The sequence below is a fragment of the Nocardia africana NBRC 100379 genome, assembly GCF_001612635.1.
Classification (GTDB): Bacteria; Actinomycetota; Actinomycetes; order Mycobacteriales; family Mycobacteriaceae; genus Nocardia; species Nocardia africana.
Map to the genome: position 1 here is coordinate 467,433 of NZ_BDAV01000005.1, position 19,466 is coordinate 486,898.

Genomic DNA, 19,466 nt, shown 5'->3' on the forward strand with positions numbered 1-19,466 from the left:
TCGGCACTCTGCTCACACGGCCGCCTGCCGGTGGACACCGGAAACCGCCGTACGACTGGTCTGATAGTCACCGCCGCCTCGGTACTTGTTCCGCACCGGAGGGCTCGTTTCGAGCCGGATCTCATGACAGCGCAGCGTTTTCTCTACACAACACGGTGCTGTCACCGGGCAGCGACTGTCCAAGATTACAGGACTGCCACCCCCGGCACCAAACCGGGTCGCCACCACTCCGAACGCGATCCGCAGCGGCGCCCCGCCCGCCGTGCGGGCGGGGCCTGTGCTGCTGATTCTCCGGTTCGACGCCCCGGATCAGTTCGGCGATTCCGGCGCGCCCGCGGCTCGTCCGGCGGCCCGGCGACGGGTCCGCTGCCGCGGGGTCACCTCGGCCGGAGCCAGCTCGTCGAGCGAGAACTTCGGCGCGGTGTCCTGATCGGCGTCGGTCAGGACGAATACCGCGCCCCGGCTGTCGGTCGACGGAGCCGCTGCGGTGCGCGCCACCCGGCGGCGGCCACGACGGGCACCTGCCTCCGCAGCCTGCTCGGCCGGCCGCGCCTCTGCCTGTTCGGCCGGCTGCGCTTCGGCTGCCGGGCGGACCTGCGGAGCCTCGGGTGCCTGCCGGACCGGCTGCGCCTCGGCCGGAGCCGGCGCGGAGTCCGCGGTCCGTTGCGCTCCGATTCGTCCGGTCACCACGGGCTTCGCCGCGGTGGCGGCCGGCTCGGTGCTGGTGGTCTCCGTGCTGGTCGATCCGGCGCCGACCGGCTCCGAGTCGGCCGGCTCGGAGCCGTCCCGCCCCGCGGCCACGGATTCGGCGGCTTCCGCCTCGGCACGTTCGGCGGCCGCGGCCCGGGCACGGCCACGGCGCGACTCCCGCGACTCCTTGGCCTGCGGCCTCGGCTCCGCTTTCGCCTCGACCGGCGCACCGGCCTCGGCCACCTCGTCGTCGGCGTGGTGCGCGGCCATCGCGAGCGCGACCGGATGAGCACGCTTGGCGGCCGCCTCCTCCTCGGGATGCGAATCCGCGGTCTCGGGCGCGGCGGTGGTCACCGGCTTGGTGTCCTTGTCGCGGTCCTTGTCCTTGCGGCGGCGACGGCCTTCCCGGCGACCGGCCCCGTCCTCGGCGGGCGCGGTCTCCACCGGGTAGTTGTGCACGATGATGCCGCGGCCGTGGCAATGCTCACAGGTGGTGGAGAACGCCTCGACCAGTCCGGTGCCCAGCTTCTTGCGGGTCATCTGGACCAGGCCGAGCGAGGTGACCTCCGACACCTGATGGCGAGTGCGGTCACGCCCGAGCGCCTCGGTGAGGCGACGCAGCACCAGGTCCCGGTTGGATTCCAGCACCATGTCGATGAAGTCGACGACGATCATGCCGCCGATATCGCGCAACCGCATCTGGCGCACGATCTCCTCGGCGGCCTCCAGGTTGTTGCGGGTGACCGTTTCTTCCAGATTGCTGCCGCCGGAACCGGTGAACTTGCCGGTGTTGACGTCGATCACGGTCATCGCCTCGGTGCGGTCGATGACCAGGGTGCCGCCGGACGGCAGCCACACCTTGCGATCGAGGGCCTTCGCGAGCTGCTCGTCGATGCGCAGACTGCCGAAGACGTCCACGCCGTTGTTCTCGTAGCGCTCGACCCGGGCCAGCATGTCCGGTGCAACGGTGCGGACGTAGTTCTCGACCGTCGTCCACGCTCGATCACCCTCGATGACCAGCTTGGAGAAGTCCTCGTTGAACAGGTCCCGGACCACCTTCACCAGCAGGTCCGGCTCTTCGTACAGGGTCTTCGGCGCGCCCGACCCGTTCTCGGCCTGCTTCTCGATGGTCTTCCAGGTGGCCTGCAGCCGCTCGACGTCGCGGGCCAGCTCGGTCTCGCTCACGCCCTCCGACGCGGTGCGGATGATCACTCCGGCGTCCTGGGGGACGATATCGCGCAGGATCTCCTTGAGCCGCTTGCGCTCGGTGTCGGGCAGTTTGCGGCTGATACCGGTCGAGGTCCCGCCCGGGACATAGACCAGGAAGCGTCCGGCCAGGCTGATCTGAGTGGTCAGCCGGGCGCCCTTGTGCCCGACCGGATCCTTGCTGACCTGCACCAGAACGGTGTCGCCGGGTTTGAGCGCCTGCTCGATCTTGCGTTCCTTGCCACCGAGCCCGGCGGCCTCCCAGTTCACCTCACCGGCGTAGAGCACGCCGTTGCGGCCGCGGCCGATGTCGACGAAGGCCGCCTCCATGCTGGGCAGCACGTTCTGCACCTTGCCCAGGTAGACGTTGCCGACCATGGACGCGGTGCCGGTGTTGGTGACGAAATGCTCGACCAGGATGTTGTCCTCGAGCACCGCCACCTGGGTGGTCGCGCCGACATGCGAGTGCTCACCGGCCGGGAACGACTTCTCGCGGACCACCATGACCCGGTCGACCGCCTCGCGGCGGGCCAGGAATTCCGATTCGGTGAGGATCGGCGGGCGGCGGCGACCGGCCTCGCGACCGTCGCGACGACGCTGCCGCTTGGCCTCCAGCCGGGTCGACCCGCTGATGCCCTGCACCTCGTCGACCGTGCGGCGCTTGTTGCGCGGTTCCCGCTCGTGCACGACGGTGTTCGGCGGATCGTCGTCGGCGGGCTCGGATTCGTTGTCCTCGCCGGCCTTGCGGCGACGACGGCGGCGGCGACGGCGGGTGGAACCTTCGGGCGTCGAACCCGATTCGTCGTCGCTCTCCTCGCCGGTCTGCTCGGCGGCCGTCTCCTCGGCGGAGTCGTCGGAGTCGGCGTGCGACTCGGTGTCCTCGTCCTCGGACTCGTCGTCGGACTCGTGATCGGCGTGCTGTTCGCCCCGGCCCCGGCCGCGACCGCGACGACCGCGGCGGCGGCGACGCGAGCGACCGCCGTCTTCCTGCTCGTCCCGCGACTGGTCGTCGTCCCAGTCGGCGCCGGATTCGGTCTCGGTCTCCGCCGCGACGGTCTCGGGCTCCGCGGGGGCCTTCTCCGGTGCGGGTTCGGCGGCCTTCTCGGTAGCTTTCTCAGCGGCCTTCTCGGCGGCTTCGGCCTCGCGCTCGGCGCGCCGGCGCCGGCGCATCTCCTCGGCGGCCGCGGCATCCGGCGGCAGGAACAGCGGTGCGGCCGCGATACCGGCCGATTCGAAGACGACCGGCTGTGCGGGCTGCGCGGCCGGCTGCTGGAACGGGCTGGTGAACAGCGAAGTGTGAGGGGCCGATTCCGGCTCGGCGGGCGCTTCCGGCGATTCCGGCGCGACGGCCGGATTCGCGGTGCCGGCGTTCTCGATGACGCCGGTGGCCTGCCCGCTTTCGGCGACCTGGGTGTCGGCGACCTCGGCGGATGCGCCGGACTCGCTCGGCTCGGGCCGGCCGGCCGGATCCGGCGCGGTGGCGGTCTGCGCGGTATCGGCCGCGGCGGTGGGTGTGGACGAGGTCGCCGGGGACGCACTCTCGGCGGGTGCGGGAGCAGGCGTCTCGGCCTGCTCGGTCGTGGGTTCGGCGACCGGTTGCCCGGTGCCGGGCGGTGGGGGAACGAGCGCGTCGCGCACGGATTCGGCGACGGTCCGGTCCAGGCTGGATTGGGCGCTGCGGGCTTCGGCACCCAGTTCGGTCAGGTGGGCAAGGATGCGCTTGCTGGTGGTTCCCAGAAGTTTCGCCAGCGCGTGCACCCGGATACGTTCGGGCAACTGCGCTGCCTCCCCTACCCCGGCCACCTCGGTCGAGGTGGATTCACCATTGCTCTGCGATGTTCCTTGCGGCTCTTGATCGGCCACGAAATCTCCTCGGGCCCCCGGGCGCGTCCCACTCGTACGAGAGTGACGCGGCCGACGCGGGGGCGCTGTCCGTTCGCCTCACGCCTGTGGCGCAAGGTCTGATGGTCTCGCCCCGCGTGCCCGGTTATCACCTGTCGTACGTCGTTCGGGCTAACTGGTCACGCGGCGCCTGGCTGTTGGCTTTCACACCTGAGCTCGAGCGCTCATCCAGCGTGCCGCCGAACAGCCGAGTCTTGTAACCGTCCGGGGCAGCGATGATCGGCGTCGAGCCGCGGTGCCATTCGGTTGCGCTCGCCACCTGCCCCGATAGGTAGGCGTCGATCACATCCGCTTCCAGTATCCCACACAGCGACCCACTGGTACGCCATCGGAGCGCGTCCGCACCGTTTCCGGGGCCCCACCGGCGGCACTTTCCTACACCTGAGTAGGTCTTTTCCGGCGGATGCGGATCACCCGCTGGAGTGTCACCGCGACCCGCAGGCACATGATCACGGTGGGTTGAGAGAAACCCCACCGACCACAACAAGATCACCCGACCTGCTCGTGAACCGGCAACCGGGACTTTGCGGGCGCCATCGCGCCCCGCACGGAGCGAGTCGTACGAGCGACCGTTCGCGGCCGGCTCGCCGTTCGGGTACCGCTGCGTACGCGACGAAGGAGCAAGCAGCGGTGACCGAACGGCGAGCACTGGAGGCCGCGAACCCGCCGGAGCGACGCGGAGGCCGAAGACAGAGCCTAGAACCAGAGTGCGATTTCGCGCTTCGCCGATTCGGGCGAGTCGGAGCCGTGCACGAGGTTGAACTGGGTTTCGAGGGCGTAGTCGCCGCGGATGCTGCCGGGGACGGCCTTCTCGACGGGGTCGGTGCCGCCGGCGAGCTGACGGAAGGCGGCGATGGCGCGCGGTCCCTCGAGGATGGCCGCGACGACCGGGCCGGAGGTGATGAATTCGATCAGCGAGCCGTAGAAGGGCTTGTCGGCGTGTTCGGCGTAGTGGGCGGCGGCACGTTCTTCGGAAACCTGCTCGAGCTTGAGGGCCGCGATCTTCAGGCCTTTGCGTTCGATGCGGGTGATGATCTCACCAACCAGGCCTCGGGCCACGCCGTCCGGCTTGATGAGTACCAACGTCTGCTCAGTCACGGCGACACTCTAACCGGCGCTGCCACCGGACTCCGAACCGAGCCGTCAGGACGAGCCCTGCATCCGCTGGCTGGGCAGTAGACCCTGGTCCATGCGGCGTTTGACGTCGGAGCGCAGAACCAGAATGAAAGCCCACACCGCCGCGAACACGACGCCGATGATGCCGATCGACAGATGAATGAATCCGCCGGCCAGCACCAGCACCTGCAGGCCGAGATTGAACGGCACCGCCCAGGAGCGGCGCTGCATTCCGGAGCCGACGAACATCAGCACGGCCAATCCGACCAGGTAGGTCACCGACCACCAGCTCAGTCCGCCGCCGACGGCCCCGACCACGGGCAACGCCAGCAGCACGGTGATGGCCTCGAGTACCAGCGCACCGGCCATCACACCGCGAAAACCCTTCCACGGGTCGGTCGCGGGCGCGGGTACACCCGGCTTCGGTGCGCCGGCCTCGCCGCGCACATCGTCCTCGCTACCCACGTTGCCTCCTCCGCGCCGGCCCGTCGAATGCCCTCGACACCAGCTTCCCACCGCCTCCGGCCCGCTGCTTCACGCGGGGTCCTTGCCGAACAGCGAGCGCGCCGCACCCGCGGTGACCACCGAGCCGGTGACCACGATGCCGGCGCCGGAGACCGGTTCGCCGGCGTCGCCCGCTTCCTCGGCGATGGCGATCGCGGTTTCGACCGCATCGGCGAGGGTGTTCGCGGTGACGACTCGTTCGTCGCCGAAACGCTGGACCGCCAGGTCGGCGAGTTCGTCGACGCCGAGCGCCCGCGGTGAGCCGTTGGTGGTGACGACGATCTCGTCCAGCACCGGCTCCAGCGCGGCGAGAATGCCGGCCGCGTCCTTGTCGGAGAGCACCGCGACCACACCCACCAGCTTGCGGAAGTCGAATTCCTCGGTGAGGGTCGCCGCCAGGGCCCGCGCGCCGGCGGGATTGTGCGCGGCGTCGATGAAGATGGTGGGCGCGCTGCGCATCCGTTCCATCCGGCCCGGGCTGGCCGCCGCGGCGAATCCGGCCCGCACCGCGTCGATATCGAGCTGCTTGTGTGCCCCCGCGCCGAAGAACGCCTCGACCGCGGCGAGCGCGAGCGCCGCGTTGTGCGCCTGGTGTTCGCCGTGCAGCGGCAGGAAGATCTCGTCGTAGACCCCGCCGAGCCCCTGGATCTCCAGGACCTGACCGCCGATCGCGACGCGTCGCGACAGCACCCGGAACTCGGATCCGGCACGGGCGACCGCGGCATCGGCCTCCACCGCGCGCCGCAACAGCACCTCCATCGCCTCGGGATCCTGTTCGGCGATGATGGCGACGGTGTCGCGCGGAATCAGCAGATCCTCCGGCGACTTCTTGATGATCCCGGCCTTCTCACCGGCGATCGAGGCCAGGTCCGGCCCGAGATAGTCGGTGTGGTCCAGGCCGATCGGCGTGATCACCGCGACCTGCCCGTCGATGACGTTGGTCGCGTCCCAGGTGCCGCCCATCCCGGTCTCCACGACCGCGACATCGACCGGCGCCTCCGCGAACGCCGCATACGCCATCGCGACGAGGACCTCGAATTTGCTCATCCGCGGTCCCGGTCCGTCGCCGAGGGCGCCGTCGGTCGAGCGCGCGTCGATCATCTCGACGTAGGGCAGCAGTTCCCGGTAGATCTCGACGTAGCGGGCCGGGGTGATCGGCGCGTTGTCGATGGCGATGCGTTCGGTCGCCAGTTGCAGATGCGGGCTGGTGAACCGGCCGGTGCGCCGGTGCAGGGCGGTGAGCAGCGCGTCGACCATCCGGGTGACCGAGGTCTTGCCGTTGGTACCGGCGATGTGGATGGCGGGATAGCTCTGCTGCGGCGAGCCCAGCAGGTCCATCAGGGTCGCGATGCGGGTCAGCGACGGCTCGATCTTGGTTTCGCCCCAGCGCTGGTCGAGTTCGGCCTCGACCAGCGCCATTTCGGCGAGGTCCACCGGCGAGGGACCGGTGCGCAGCCGGTCCGCACCGCCGGCGAGCGGTTCGCTGTCGAATCCTTCGCCGTCGCTCACTTCTTCGCCGCCAGCTCCGCGATCTGCTCCAGCCGTGCCCCGATCCTGGTCACCTCGGATTCGGCGACCTCGCGGCGGGTGCGGATCTTGGCGACCACCTCGTCGGGGGCCTTGGCCAGGAATGCCTCGTTGCCGAGTTTGGCGCTGGTGGCGGCGAGGTCCTTCTGCGCGGCGGCGAGATCCTTCTCCAGCCGGCGGCGTTCGGCGTCGAGGTCGACCGCGCCGGAAGTGTCCAGTTCGACGGTGACGGTGGCGCCGGACAGGCGTACCTCGACCGCGGCGGTCGCGGAGAAATCGGCGCCCGGTTCGGTGAGCCGGGCCAGGCTGGCGATCTCCGCGTGCAGCCCGGTGAGGTCGGCGGCATCGATGCCGATCAGCGTCGCGGCGACCTTCTGCTTGTCGGTCAGGCCCTGATCGCTGCGGAACCGGCGGATCTCGGTGACGAGCTTCTGCAGATCCGCGATGCGCTGCGCCGCAACGGTATCGGTGGCGACCCCCGAGGGCTGCGGCCACGCGGCGATCACCAGGGAGTCGTCCTCGCCGGCCTCGGTGAGGGCCCGCCACAGCGTTTCGGTGACGAACGGGATGGCCGGGTGCAGCAGGCGCAGCACCGAATCCAGCACGTTGCCGAGGACGATGCGCGTGCTCGCGGCCCGCTCCTCCGATTCGGCGAACTGCACCTTCGCCAATTCGAGGTACCAGTCGCACAGTTCGTCCCAGGCGAAGTGGTACAGCGCCTCGCAGGCCTTGCCGAATTCGTAGCGGTCGAAGGCCGCGTCCACTTCGGCGCGCACCTCGTCCAGCCGGTCGAGGATCCAGCGGTCGGTATCGGTGAGGGTGGCGCGTTCGGGCAGTTCGCCGGGGGCGGCACCGTTCATGAGCGCGAACTTGCTGGCGTTGAACAGCTTCGTGATGAAGTTGCGCGAGGCCTGCACGTGCGGCGGACCGACCGACAGGTCGCTACCCGGCTGAGCACCCCGGGCGAGGGTGAAACGTGTTGCGTCCGCGCCGTATTCGTCGATCCACAGCAGCGGGTCGACGCCGATGCCCTTGGACTTGGAGTATTTGCGGCCGAATTCGTCGCGGATGAGGCCGTGCAGGAAGACGTCGTCGAACGGAACCTGCTGGTGTCCGGGGTCCTTTCCCGCGGCGATGACCGGATCGTCGGAGACGAACATGCCGAACATCATCATCCGGGCCACCCAGAAGAACAGGATGTCGTAGCCGGTCACCAGCACGCTGGTGGGATAGAACTTCGCCAGTTCCGGGGTGGCGTCCGGCCAGCCCATGGTAGAGAAGGGCCACAGGCCGGAGGAGAACCAGGTGTCGAGGACGTCCGGGTCCTGCACCCAGCCTTCCGGCGCCTGCTCGTCGGGGCCGACGCACGCGATCTCGCCCTCGGGGCCGTACCAGATCGGGATGCGGTGGCCCCACCACAGCTGCCGCGAGATGCACCAGTCGTGCATGTTGTCCACCCATTCGAACCAGCGCGGTTCCTGGCTCGCCGGGTAGATCGTCACCGCGCCGTTGCGCACGGCGTCACCGGCGGCCTTGGCCAGCGATTCGACCTTCACCCACCACTGCATGGACAGTCGCGGTTCGATCGGTTCGCCGGAGCGCTCGGAGTGGCCGACGCTGTGCACGTACGGGCGCTTCTCGGCGACGATGCGTCCCTCGTCGGCCAGCCGCTCGCGGATCTTGATCCGGGCCTCGAACCGGTCCATTCCGTCGAATTCGGTTCCGGTGTCGGCGATCTTGCCGGTCTTGTCCATGATGGTCGGCATCGGCAGGTTGTGCCGCAGGCCGATCTCGAAGTCGTTGGGGTCGTGCGCGGGGGTGATCTTCACTGCGCCGGAACCGAATTCGGGGTCGACGTAGTCGTCGGCGACGATCGGGATCTGGCGGCCGGTGATCGGGTGGTAGACGGTGGTGCCGATCAGCGCCTGGTACCGCTCGTCCTCGGGGTGCACCGCCACTGCGGTATCGCCGAGCATGGTCTCCACCCGGGTGGTGGCCACGATGACGTGCGGTTCGTCGTCGTTCAGCGAGCCGTAGCGCAGCGAGACGAGCTCACCCTCGACGTCCTCGTATTTCACCTCGACGTCGGAGATGGCGGTCTCGAGCGAGGGCGACCAGTTCACCAGGCGCTCGGCCCGGTAGATCAGCCCCGCGTCGTAGAGGCGCTTGAAGATGGTCTGCACCGCGCGGGACAGGCCCTCGTCCATGGTGAAGCGGTCGCGGCTCCAGTCGACGCCGTCGCCGAGACGGCGCATCTGGCCCTGGATGGCGCCGCCGGATTCGCGCTTCCAATCCCAGACCTTGTCGACGAACAGTTCGCGGCCGAAGTCTTCCTTGGTCTTGCCGTCGACGGCGAGCTGCTTCTCGACCACGGTCTGGGTGGCGATACCGGCGTGGTCCATGCCGGGCAGCCACAGCACCTCGTAGCCCTGCATCCGCTTGCGGCGGGTGAGCAGGTCCATCAGGGTGTGGTCGAAGGCGTGGCCCATGTGCAGGTTGCCGGTGACGTTCGGCGGCGGCAGCACGATCGAATAGGGCGGCTTGTCGCTCGCCGGGTCGGCGGTGAAGTAACCGGCCGCTACCCAGCGCTCGTACAGGTCGGCCTCTACATCGCTGGGGTTCCAGCTCTTGGGGAGGGCGTCGGCACGATTTCGCGAGTTATCAGGGGCTGCGCTGGTCACCGTGCGATTCTACGGAGTTGAGCAGGAGAGCTCGACACGGCCCTGCACACGGCGCCGGAGAAAGATGTAGGGCGGGGGTTTCGGCGGATGAGGGACACCGAAAACCCCGCCCACGTCTTCGAGACTACCGTCCGGATCGGCGCAATACACCAATCCATATGCAATTCTCAGCTTTTGCCCGAATCCGTTGTGCAGGTGTGGGTTTGCCACTCAGCATGCTCGCAGATTCGCCGCCGGGATGCGGAGGCCGCGCCCCGCCCGCGGGCGGCGGGTCACGGCACCAGTATCGCCAGCGCTCCGGGTTCGGTCCGGAAGGTAGCCGGTAGCAGCCCTGCCGGGTCGCCGTCGGCGGTCGCCGGTACCTGGGCGGTGAGGGTGATCGTGCGCGCCCGGTAATGCCCGACCGCCGGATGATCGACGCGCTTGCCGGCGGCCAGCGCCGGAAGCAGGCGGACCATCTGCAGCCGCGACATGGCACCGACCACGGTCACGTCGAGCAGGCCGTCGTCGACGATCGCGTCGGGGCAGATGAGCATGCCCCCGCCGTAGGTCCGGGTGTTGCCGACCGCCACCATCACGGCCTCGGTCTCGAAGGCGCGATCACCGGCCGAACCCGGCTCCCCGGACAATTCGATGCGGTAGGGCACCCCGAGTTGGCCGAGCAGTTCCGGCACCGCGGCGAAGGAGTACCGCAGCGAGCCCTTCGGCCGGCGCATGCTGTTGGCGCGCAAGGTCACTCGCGCGTCGAAGCCGGTGCCGGCGACGGTGGCGAATCGCATGGGCCGATGCGCGACCGCGGGTTCGATGCCGGCCACCCATCCCTGGGCGTGTTCGGGATCGGGCCGGGATTCGATCGCGCCGAGGTCGATGGTGCGCACGGAACCGTCGAGCACGATATCGGCGGCGGCGCGCGGATCGTCGTCGGGCACCCCCAGCTCCCGGGCCAGGTCGTTGCCGGTGCCGCCGGGCAACAACCCCAGTGGCACCCCGGTCGAGGCGAGGGCCTGCAACGTCACGCAGACGAGTCCGTCACCGCCCGCGCAGACGACCGCGTCCGGACGCTCCGGACCTCGCACCGAATCCCGGACGAGGCGAACGGTTTCCGCCGCGTCGGCACCGCGGATCTCGCGCACCCGCACGCCGCGCTCGGCGAAGCGGGCGGTGGCCGCGGCGGCCGCCGCCAGACCCCGGCCGTGGCCGGACTGCGGGTTGGTCACCAGCGCGACCGATCCGATGGCGGTCACGGAATCAGCTTGCCGGGGTTGAGGATTCCCGCCGGGTCGACGGCATCCTTGACCGCACGCAGGATCCGCGCGCCGAGGTCGCCGATCTCGGCGGTCATCCACGGCCGGTGGTCGGCGCCGACGGCATGGTGATGGGTGATGGTGCCCCCGTGTCCGGCGATGGCGTCACCGACGGCGCGTTTGGCCTGCGCCCACTGCGCCAGCGGATCGTCGGCCTGCTTGGCGACGACGGTGAAGTACAGCGAGGCGCCGGTCGGGTAGGTATGCGAGATATGGCACATCACCAGCGCGGGAGTGCCCTGGGCACCCAGCGATTCGGTGAGCGCGGTGGTGACCGCCGCCTTGAGCCGCTCGACATTCGACCAGCTGGTCGCCGTCTCGAGCGTTTCGCACAGCACACCGATGTCGAGCAGCGCGTCGCGCAGATACGGCGCGGCGAACCGGCCGTGCTCCCATTCCCGCGCCGGGTGTTCACCGAGTGCGGTGCCACCCGCCGCGGTCAACAGGGCCGCGGCCTCGGCGCTGCGCGCGGCCACATGGGCCTCGGTGCCCTCGAACGTGGTGACGGCCAGGCAGCCGCTGACCGGCGCGCCGCCGATATCACCGGAACGGGCCAGATTGAGCCCGGTCTCGGCCTCGTCGGACAATCGCAGCACGGTCGGCGCCGCGCCGTTCTGCACCACGGTGCGCAGCGCGGCGGCGCCGGTGGCGAAGTCCGGGAACGACCACGCCTGATACGCCGTGGTCTCCGGTAGCGGATGCACCCGCAGCGTCACCTCGGTGATGACGCCGAGCGTGCCCTCGGACCCGGCGAACAGCTCGCGCAGATCCGGTCCGGCGGCCGAGGCGGGCGCGCGGCCGAGATCGACTGTGCCCGTGGGTGTTGCGACCTTCAAGCGCATGATCATGTCGTCGAAGCGGCCGTATCCCGCCGAGGCCTGGCCCGAGGATCGGGTGGCCGCGAAGCCGCCGATGCTGGCGTATTCGAAACTCTGCGGGAAATGCCCGAGCGATAGTCCGTGGCCGGCGAGCAGTTTCTCCGCCTGCGGCCCGGTCAGTCCGGCGCCCAGGGTCGCGGTGCCGCTGACCGGGTCGACGTCGGACAGTCCGTCGAGTCGCCGCAGATCCAGGGCGATCACGGTGGCGAAGCGGCCCCGCGCGGGATCCACGCCGCCCACCACGCTGGTGCCGCCGCCGAAGGGAACGACCGCGATGGACTGGTCGGCACAGTAGGCGAGAACGGCCAGCACCTGGTCGTGGTCGGCGGGGAAGACGACGGCGTCGGGCGCGTCCTGCGGCGCTTCGGCGCGACGACGCAGCAGATCGGGGGTGCTCTTGCCGCCCGCGTGCAGCAACCGGTCGCGGTGGTCGGCCGACACGTTGTCCGCGCCGACCACCGCCGACAGCCCTGCTCGATGCGTGGCCGTCAATCCGGATTCCCGCAGCGGCACGTCGCCCTCATCACGACGGGTCACCGGTTCCCCGGACACTCCGAACACCTGCGCCACCAGCGTCCGGATCCGGTCCGGAAGCGGCGCATGCGCCGAGGCGATGCCCCAGGCGTCCCACACCATACTCGGACGTCCGGACGACTCGCCCGGCGTCGAGTTTTCCGATTGTGCTTCGGATGTGTCCTGTCGCGTGTCGACCATGCGTTACAGTCTGACATAGACTGTCAAGCAGTAACGAACGTAGTTCGCAATGACGAGAACAGATCGATGGTGAGTTGTTGATGGAGCCCAACGAATCCCCCGGCCCCGACGGCGAGTTGCCGGCCATCGACGTGGCGATCCTGGAGGCGGGACGCGCCTGCGTCGAGGAGTTCGGCGTCCGCCGGACCACGCTGAGTGAAGTCGCCCGGCGCGCCGGCGTCAGTCGCCCCACGGTGTACCGGCGCTGGCCCGACACTCGGTCCCTGATCGCCGACCTGCTGGTCCGGGAGCTCAGCGAGATCGTGGCGGCGAGCATTCCCACCGAAGGTCCGGCGCGTGCGCGCCTGGTGGAGGGCATCGTCTCGGGTGCGGCCGAGATCCGCTCGAACCCGTTGTTCGCCAAGATCTTCCGTATCGATACCGACCTGATGCTGACCTATGTGTTCGGCCGGCTCGGCCGCAACCAGCGGCAATTGATCCAGGTTTTCTCCAGCGCCGTGCGCGAGGGACAGCGCGACGGTTCCATCCGGGCCGGCGATCCCGATCACCTGGCCACCATGCTGCTGCTGATCGGGCAGTCCACCGTGCAGTCGGCGAGCACGGTCAGCCACCTGCTCGACGACGCCGGGCTCGATGTCGAGCTCGCCCGCGTCGTCGACCGGTACCTGCGCCCCGATACCGACTAGTCCGACACACAGAGAGCGAGACAGCGCATGCTCGACGAGAGCACATCGACGGCGGGCCGCGGGCCCGGCGACAACGCGGGCGATTCGGCACTCAACGCCGCCCGCCGCGGCCGTGAATTGCAGGAGCTCGGCGACGCGGACCGCATCGACGTCCTGGTCATCGGCGGCGGTGTCACCGGCGCAGGGGTGGCGCTGGACGCGGCGGCCCGTGGTTTGCGAACCGTCCTGGTGGAGGCGCACGATCTGGCCTTCGGGACCAGCCGGTGGAGTTCGAAGCTCGTCCACGGCGGATTGCGCTATCTGGCCTCCGGCGGGGTCGGTATCGCGCACGAGAGCGCGGTGGAACGCGACATCCTGCTCACCACCACCGCACCTCATCTGACTCGCTCGATTCCGCAGCTGGTCCCGTCGTTCTCCGATGGCTCCCTGCCGCAGCGACTGCTGGTCCGCGCGGGCTTCCTGGCCGGAGATGTGCTGCGGCGCAGCGCCGGAACCTCGCCGAAGATCCTGCCGCGATCGCGCCGGGTCGCCGCGGCCGAGGCGCTGCGGCTCGCGCCGACACTGCGCCGCGCCGGGTTGCGCGGCGGGATGACGGCCTGGGACGGTCAACTCGTCGACGACGCGCGGCTGGTGGTGACGATCGCGCGCACCGCCGCGGCGCACGGCGCGAGCGTGCTCACCCGCGTACGCGCCGAGCAGGTGACCGGCGAGTCCGCGGTGCTGCACGATGTGCTGACCGGTGAAACCCTGTCCGTCCGAGCACGTTCGGTGATCAACGCGGCCGGGGTGTGGGCCGACCGGGTCGATCCGAGCATCGAGTTGCGACCCAGCCGCGGCACCCACCTGGTTTTCGACGCCACGGCCTTCGGCGGGCTCACCGCCTCGCTGACCGTGCCGATTCCGGGCAGCACCAGCCGTTTCGTCTTCGCCTTCCCGGCCGCGCACGGCCGCGTGTATCTCGGCCTGACCGACGAGGACGCACCCGGCCCGGTTCCGGACGAACCGAAGCCCACCGACTCCGAGATCGATTTCCTCCTCGACACGGTGAACACAGTGCTACGGGAACCGTTGCGGCGCAGCGATATTCGCGGATCGTTCGCCGGCCTGCGGCCACTGCTGCGCACCGCGGAGAATTCCACCGCCGACATCTCTCGCGAACACGCGGTCCTGCACTCCCCCGGCGGCCCGATCACCATCGTCGGCGGGAAGCTGACCACCTACCGGCAGATGGCCGAGGATGCGGTCGACGCCGCCGTGGCCGCCGCCGGTTTGACCGCAGCGCCCTGCCGGACCAAACGGATTCCGCTGGTGGGAGCGGTATCCGGACGTGCGCGCGACCGGATCGCCGCCCCCGTGGCGCTTGTCGAACGGTACGGAGATCAGGCCACTCGAGTGCTCGCCGCACTGCGGGACAACCCGAGCCTCGCCGAACCGGTCGCGCCCGGCATCGACGTGCTGCGCGCCGAATTCGCTTATGCGACAACCCATGAGGGCGCACTGGACGAGAGCGACCTGCTGGATCGACGCACCCGGATCGGCCTGGTCGACAGCGACCGAGCCGCCGCCCTTCCGGCCGCCCGGGAAGTGCTCGCCGCGAGCGACGCCTGACGCCGCCTAGCGCCAGAGCTCGGCGATCCGGGCCGCCGCCGACTTGCCCTGCACCCGACCGGCGTGCGCCGACGGTACGCGGGAGGCGGTGTCGAGCGGATTCGCCCCGAAGGCGGCCATCGCGGCCTCGTCGGGGACGATCGATTCCACCCGCGCACCCCGTTCGGCCAGGCCCGCGATCTCGCCGTCCAGCGCCGGATCGGGCAGCGGAGCGACGATCAGCACCCGGTCGAATCCGGCCGCCAGATCGGCGTTGGCACTGGTCCGCACGCCGCCGTCGGTATAGCGCACGCCGTCGACGGTGTGCGGCGGCCAGACCAGCGGCACCGCCGAACTGGCGGTGACCGCGTCGACGAGTGCGACCCCGGAGTCCCGATCGAAGATGCGCGGCTCACCGGTTCCGGCGTCGACGGCGGTGATCAGCAGCCGCTTCCGGGGCCATTCGTGCACCGGCAGCCGCGATTCGATCACCGCGCGGCGGGCGGATTCCGGCACCGTCTCGGTCGCCAGGGCGAGGTTACCGAGTCGCTGCCGAGCCACGGCCATATCCCCGCCGCTCTCGGCGATTATCTGGTTGATCGTCTCCCATACCCCCTCGAGCGGATTGCCCTCCGGCACGATCTCTGCACTCTGCAACGACGGGTCGATCTGGCGGCGGAACAGCTCCTCCGGGGTCAGCCCGCTGGTCAGCTGTGCCGCCACATTGGCGCCCGCGGACGTGCCGATGTACACATCGGCGGCGGTGAGATCGATGCCCGCGTCGGCCAGCCCGGCGATCACGCCGTTCGCCCAGGCGATACCCGCCACCCCACCGCCGCCGATCACCAGCGCCCGTTCGTCCGACATCATCGCTCCCACATTTCGTTTGCGCGTTCCCGACCGCTCGGGACAACGTCGACGGTAGCGACGACCATTCCTCCGGCGCGATTACCGGCCGGGTAATGACGTGTCAGGACGCGTTACCACCGACGCTGAACGCGACACCGCTCGGATCGCGCAGGGCGGCCAAGCGGCCGTACGGCGAGTTCTGGGCCTCGAATTCGACCGAACCGCCCAGGCTCACCGCCTGTTTCACCGTCGCGTCGACGTCCTCGGCGCCGATGTAGATCCGCCACCCGCCGGGCGATCCCGGGGGCAGGTGCGCCGCCGAATCCATCACGCCACCGAGCATCGGCGTCGCGGAATGGATTGTCGTGTACCGGAACTCGGGCGAATCGCCGACCGTGAAGGGATCGCGCCAGCCGAAGACCTCGCGGTAGAACTTCAGCGCCTCGGCATAGGCCGGTGTGTGCAGTTCGAACCACGACGGGTACCCGACGTGCCCGCTCCACGTACCGCCACCGGCGACGCCGAAGGAACCGAAACCGTGATGGACGCCGGGCTGCCACGCACCCACGCCCGCACCGGACGGATCGGCGAGGACGGCCATACTGCCCAGGTCGCCGACGGCCATCGGCTCCACCACGACCCGGCCGCCGTGATCGGCGGCGGAGGCGGCGGTGGCGTGGACATCGACGCTGGTCAAGTACACGGTCCACTGATCGGGCGCGCCGTCCGAGCCGTCGTTGCGCATCCCACCGGCGACGGCATTGCCGTCCTTGCGGAAGGTGATGTACCCGCCGTACTGCTCATCGCTCTCGGCGGTCCAGCCGAACAACTCACCGTAGAAATCGACGGCTCGATCGGTGTCGGCGGTGAACAGTTCGATCCAGCACGGGTCTCCGGGTTCGAAGGTGTAGGACATGCTCGCTCCTCTGGATGGGATTGCGTTCTCTCACCGGTACGACGGCGCCGAACGGACAAACTCATCGGCCCGTCTCCAAGCCTGGCACGACGCGGCGACGATCGGCCTGATCTGTGGGTAGCGTTTGTGAACTAACTCTTCTACGCTGCCTCTATGACGGAATGGCATCCGACGGCATGCATCCTGTGCGAGTGCAACTGCGGCATCCAGGTGCTGCTCGGCGCCGACGGCCGCAGCTTCGACAAGATTCGCGGCGACAAGCTGCATCCCTCGTCGGCGGGCTACACCTGCAACAAGGCCCTGCAACTGGATCGGTACCAGAACGGTCGCACCGGTCGCCTGACCGCGCCGCTGCGCCGCAACCCCGACGGCTCGTTCACCGAAATCGATTGGGATACCGCCATTTCGGAGATATCGGCGCGTATGCGCGAGATCGGCGCCGAATACGGCGGCGAATCGATCTTCTACTACGGTGGCGGCGGCCAGGGCAATCATCTCGGCGGCGCCTACGCTCCGGCCACCATGGCCGCCTACGGCATGCGCTATCGATCCAGCGCGCTGGCCCAGGAGAAGACCGGCGATTTCTGGGTCGGCGCGCGAATGACCGGACATCCGGTCCGCTCGGACGTCGAACATGCCGAAGTGGCTCTGTTCATCGGCAAGAATCCGTATCAATCCCACGGTTTCCCGCGCGCCCGCTCGGTCTTGAAGGAGATGGCGCGCGATCCGCAGCGGTCGATCATCGTGCTCGACCCGGTCCGCACCGAGACCGCCGAACTGGCGGATTTCCATCTGCAACTGCGCCCGGGCACCGACATCTATCTGCTGGCGGCGATGGCGGCGATCCTGGTCCGCGACGACCTGGTCGACCACGACTGGCTGGCCGCGCGCACCGAAGGTTTCGACGAGGTGGCGGCGGTCCTGCGCACGGTGCCGATCGAGAAGTACTGCGCCCTGGCCGATGTCGAGATCGATCTGGTCACCGCAGCGACTCGTCGCCTGGCCGCGGCGGACTCGGTCGCCGCGCTCGAGGACCTCGGCGTCCAGATGAACCGCCATTCGACACTGGTCAGCTACGTCGAGAAACTGCTCTGGCTGCTCACCGGGAACCTGGGCAAACCCGGGACGCAGTATGCCTTTTCCGGGATGGCGGCCATCGGGCACGATCGTGGCCATCCCGCCGATTCCGGTCCGCGCAGCCCGGTCGTGGGCGCGCGCATCATCAGCGGACTGGTGCCGTGCAATGTGATCACCGAGGAGATCCTGACCGACCATCCCGCCCGCTATCGCGCGATGATCATCGAAAGTGCCAATCCCGTTCACTCCCTGGCGGATTCGCCCCGGATGCGCGATGCGCTCGCAGCGCTGGAGCTCGTGGTCGTCATCGACGTGGCGATGACCGAAACCGCCCGCGCGGCCGACTACGTCCTGCCCGCGCCGACCCAGTTCGAGAAGTACGAGGCGACCTTCTTCAACTTCGAATTCCCGCGCAACATCTTCCATCTCCGGCATCCGGTGCTCCCGGCTCCGGCGGGCGTACTCGCCGAGCCCGAGATCCATGCCCGGCTGGTCGAAGCGGCCGGCGTCCTGACCGACGACGATTACCGGCCGCTGCGCGCGGCACTCGAGCAGGGCCGGGAGGCCTTCGCCATGGCATTTCTGGGCGTCCTCGCCGATCCGGCGAAGGCGAAGCTGGCTCCGATCCTGCTCTACCGCACCCTCGGCCCGACGCTGCCCGGCGGCGCGGCTGCCGCCGCGGTGCTGTGGGGTGCCGCGTACACCTGCGCCCGGAAGAACCCGGCCGGCGTGGAGCGAGCCGGCTACGGCACCGGCCTCGCCGCCGGGGAGCGGCTGTTCGAGGCGATCCTCACCGGCGAGCACGGCGTCGTGATCACCGACGACGAGTTCGACGAGACCTGGAACCGGGTGCGCGGTGGCCTCGTCCGGCTCGCCGTCCCGGAACTGCTGTCGGCGCTGGCCGCACTCCCGGAACCGGACGAGGACCGCGACTGGCCGTTCGTCCTGGCCGCCGGAGAGCGGCGTGCCTTCACCGCCAACACCATCATGCGCGATCCGGCCTGGCGCAAACGTGATCCGGAAGGTGCGCTGCGCATCAGCACCGCCGACGCCCTCCGGCTGGGCCTGACCTCCGGCGATAGGGTGCGGCTCAGAACCCGCACCGGCAGTACGGAGGTGACCGTCGAGCCGACCGATCGCATGCGCAGCGGCCATCTGTCGCTGCCCAACGGCCTGGGGCTGTCCGTCGTCGAGGCGGGCGAGGTCCTCACCAGCGGGGCGGCCCCCAACGAGTTGACCGCCTTCGACGCTCGCGACGAATGGGCCGGCACCCCGTGGCACAAGTACGTGCCCGCCCGGATCGATACGGTGGGGGCATGAAGCGCACCACCTTCGCCGCCTGGCCCTGTTCGGTCGCCCGCACGGTCGATCTGATCGGTGACTGGTGGACGCCGCTGGTGCTGCGCGAAGCCTTCTATGGCACAACGCGTTTCGACGATTTCGAACGCACGCTGGGCCTGAGCCGCAATGTCCTCACCCAGCGTCTGACGCGGCTGGTCGAGGAGGGGATGCTGGAGAAGGTCCCTTATCAGGATCGTCCGGTCCGCTACGAATACCGCCTCACCGACAAGGGACGCGACTTCTTCCCGGTGCTCACCGCCATGATGCGCTGGGGTGACCGCTGGCTCGCTCCGGACGCCGGACCGCCGGTGGTCGTCCACCACGACACCTGCGGCCACGACACCCACGCCGAAGTGGTGTGCGCGCAGTGCGGAGAGCCCCTGCGGCACGCCGACGTCTCGGCTCGGCTGGGGCCGGGCTTTCCGCCGCAGCACCGCGAAAGCGCTGTGCGCAGCGGGCGATTCACCTCCTGAGAGGCCCTGCCGCCG

Annotated in this window: 14 protein-coding genes; 4 read left to right on the forward strand and 10 right to left on the reverse strand. The window is 69.6% G+C overall.

Features of this window, described 5'->3' with window-relative positions; all coding sequences use genetic code 11:
- Window positions 1-309 precede the first annotated feature (309 nt).
- The 8 genes from NA3_RS07390 to NA3_RS07425 all read right to left on the reverse strand — a co-directional run bounded on the left by NA3_RS07390 (window position 310) and on the right by NA3_RS07425 (window position 12,444).
- A complete protein-coding gene (locus NA3_RS07390) occupies window positions 310-3,759 on the reverse strand; it encodes a translation initiation factor IF-2 N-terminal domain-containing protein (protein WP_062962754.1) in 3,450 nt (1,149 codons plus the stop codon).
- A 127-nt stretch (window positions 3,760-3,886) separates the two neighbouring features.
- Window positions 3,887-4,084 carry a hypothetical protein gene (locus tag NA3_RS07395; RefSeq protein ID WP_062962755.1) on the reverse strand — a complete coding sequence of 66 codons (198 nt, stop codon included), beginning with the start codon at window positions 4,082-4,084 and terminating at the stop codon, window positions 3,887-3,889.
- 410 nt (window positions 4,085-4,494) lie between these two features.
- On the reverse strand, window positions 4,495-4,896 hold the full coding sequence (ndk, locus tag NA3_RS07400; RefSeq protein WP_039777040.1) for a nucleoside-diphosphate kinase: 402 nt from the start codon (window positions 4,894-4,896) through the stop codon (window positions 4,495-4,497).
- A gap of 45 nt (window positions 4,897-4,941) precedes the next feature.
- Window positions 4,942-5,283: a DUF4233 domain-containing protein gene (locus NA3_RS07405; protein WP_082857361.1), complete on the reverse strand. Its 342-nt coding sequence runs from the start codon at window positions 5,281-5,283 to the stop codon at window positions 4,942-4,944.
- A 165-nt stretch (window positions 5,284-5,448) separates the two neighbouring features.
- Complete coding sequence (gene folC / locus NA3_RS07410) at window positions 5,449-6,873, reverse strand: bifunctional tetrahydrofolate synthase/dihydrofolate synthase (protein WP_439956170.1); 1,425 nt, start codon at window positions 6,871-6,873, stop codon at window positions 5,449-5,451.
- A 50-nt stretch (window positions 6,874-6,923) separates the two neighbouring features.
- Window positions 6,924-9,626, reverse strand: coding sequence for a valine--tRNA ligase (locus NA3_RS07415; RefSeq protein ID WP_062962756.1), 2,703 nt, complete (start codon window positions 9,624-9,626; stop codon window positions 6,924-6,926).
- 272 nt (window positions 9,627-9,898) lie between these two features.
- The gene (locus tag NA3_RS07420; protein WP_062962757.1) at window positions 9,899-10,870 is read right to left on the reverse strand and encodes a diacylglycerol kinase family protein; all 972 of its coding nucleotides are present in this window, start codon (window positions 10,868-10,870) and stop codon (window positions 9,899-9,901) included.
- Window positions 10,867-12,444, reverse strand: a complete 1,578-nt coding sequence (locus NA3_RS07425; RefSeq protein WP_062962955.1) for an FAD-binding oxidoreductase — start codon at window positions 12,442-12,444, stop codon at window positions 10,867-10,869. The genes NA3_RS07420 and NA3_RS07425 overlap by 4 nt, the downstream gene beginning before the upstream one ends.
- Window positions 12,445-12,602: 158 nt before the next feature.
- Between NA3_RS07425 and NA3_RS07430 the strand changes: the two genes are divergently transcribed.
- Both NA3_RS07430 and NA3_RS07435 read left to right on the forward strand, forming a co-directional pair.
- Window positions 12,603-13,208: a TetR/AcrR family transcriptional regulator gene (locus tag NA3_RS07430; protein WP_084491299.1), complete on the forward strand. Its 606-nt coding sequence runs from the start codon at window positions 12,603-12,605 to the stop codon at window positions 13,206-13,208.
- Between the two features lie 27 nt (window positions 13,209-13,235).
- Window positions 13,236-14,816, forward strand: coding sequence for a glycerol-3-phosphate dehydrogenase/oxidase (locus NA3_RS07435; RefSeq protein WP_062962758.1), 1,581 nt, complete (start codon window positions 13,236-13,238; stop codon window positions 14,814-14,816).
- Window positions 14,817-14,822: 6 nt separating this feature from the next.
- On the opposite strand, the gene NA3_RS07440 is transcribed toward NA3_RS07435, so the two are convergent.
- Together NA3_RS07440 and NA3_RS07445 are read right to left on the reverse strand one after the other, a co-directional pair.
- Window positions 14,823-15,665: a patatin-like phospholipase family protein gene (locus NA3_RS07440; protein ID WP_062962759.1), complete on the reverse strand. Its 843-nt coding sequence runs from the start codon at window positions 15,663-15,665 to the stop codon at window positions 14,823-14,825.
- A 100-nt stretch (window positions 15,666-15,765) separates the two neighbouring features.
- Complete coding sequence (locus NA3_RS07445) at window positions 15,766-16,560, reverse strand: VOC family protein (RefSeq protein ID WP_062962760.1); 795 nt, start codon at window positions 16,558-16,560, stop codon at window positions 15,766-15,768.
- A gap of 153 nt (window positions 16,561-16,713) precedes the next feature.
- Between NA3_RS07445 and NA3_RS07450 the strand changes: the two genes are divergently transcribed.
- Both NA3_RS07450 and NA3_RS07455 read left to right on the forward strand, forming a co-directional pair.
- Window positions 16,714-18,957, forward strand: a complete 2,244-nt coding sequence (locus NA3_RS07450; protein WP_062962761.1) for a molybdopterin-dependent oxidoreductase — start codon at window positions 16,714-16,716, stop codon at window positions 18,955-18,957.
- Window positions 18,954-19,451, forward strand: coding sequence for a winged helix-turn-helix transcriptional regulator (locus tag NA3_RS07455; protein ID WP_062962762.1), 498 nt, complete (start codon window positions 18,954-18,956; stop codon window positions 19,449-19,451). Before NA3_RS07450 ends, NA3_RS07455 begins: the two co-directional genes overlap by 4 nt.
- Window positions 19,452-19,466: the final 15 nt, after the last annotated feature.

Bases quoted from the DNA above. Each gene is read 5' to 3' on its own strand.
- NA3_RS07445 (WP_062962760.1), bottom strand. From the start codon at position 16,560: ATGTCCTACACCTTCGAACCCGGAGACCCGTGCTGGATCGAACTGTTC.
- NA3_RS07450 (WP_062962761.1), top strand. From the start codon at position 16,714: ATGACGGAATGGCATCCGACGGCATGCATCCTGTGCGAGTGCAACTGC.
- NA3_RS07435 (WP_062962758.1), top strand. From the start codon at position 13,236: ATGCTCGACGAGAGCACATCGACGGCGGGCCGCGGGCCCGGCGACAAC.
- NA3_RS07405 (WP_082857361.1), bottom strand. From the start codon at position 5,283: ATGGCCGGTGCGCTGGTACTCGAGGCCATCACCGTGCTGCTGGCGTTG.
- NA3_RS07455 (WP_062962762.1), top strand. From the start codon at position 18,954: ATGAAGCGCACCACCTTCGCCGCCTGGCCCTGTTCGGTCGCCCGCACG.
- NA3_RS07425 (WP_062962955.1), bottom strand. From the start codon at position 12,444: ATGGTGTGGGACGCCTGGGGCATCGCCTCGGCGCATGCGCCGCTTCCG.
- NA3_RS07430 (WP_084491299.1), top strand. From the start codon at position 12,603: ATGGAGCCCAACGAATCCCCCGGCCCCGACGGCGAGTTGCCGGCCATC.
- NA3_RS07440 (WP_062962759.1), bottom strand. From the start codon at position 15,665: ATGATGTCGGACGAACGGGCGCTGGTGATCGGCGGCGGTGGGGTGGCG.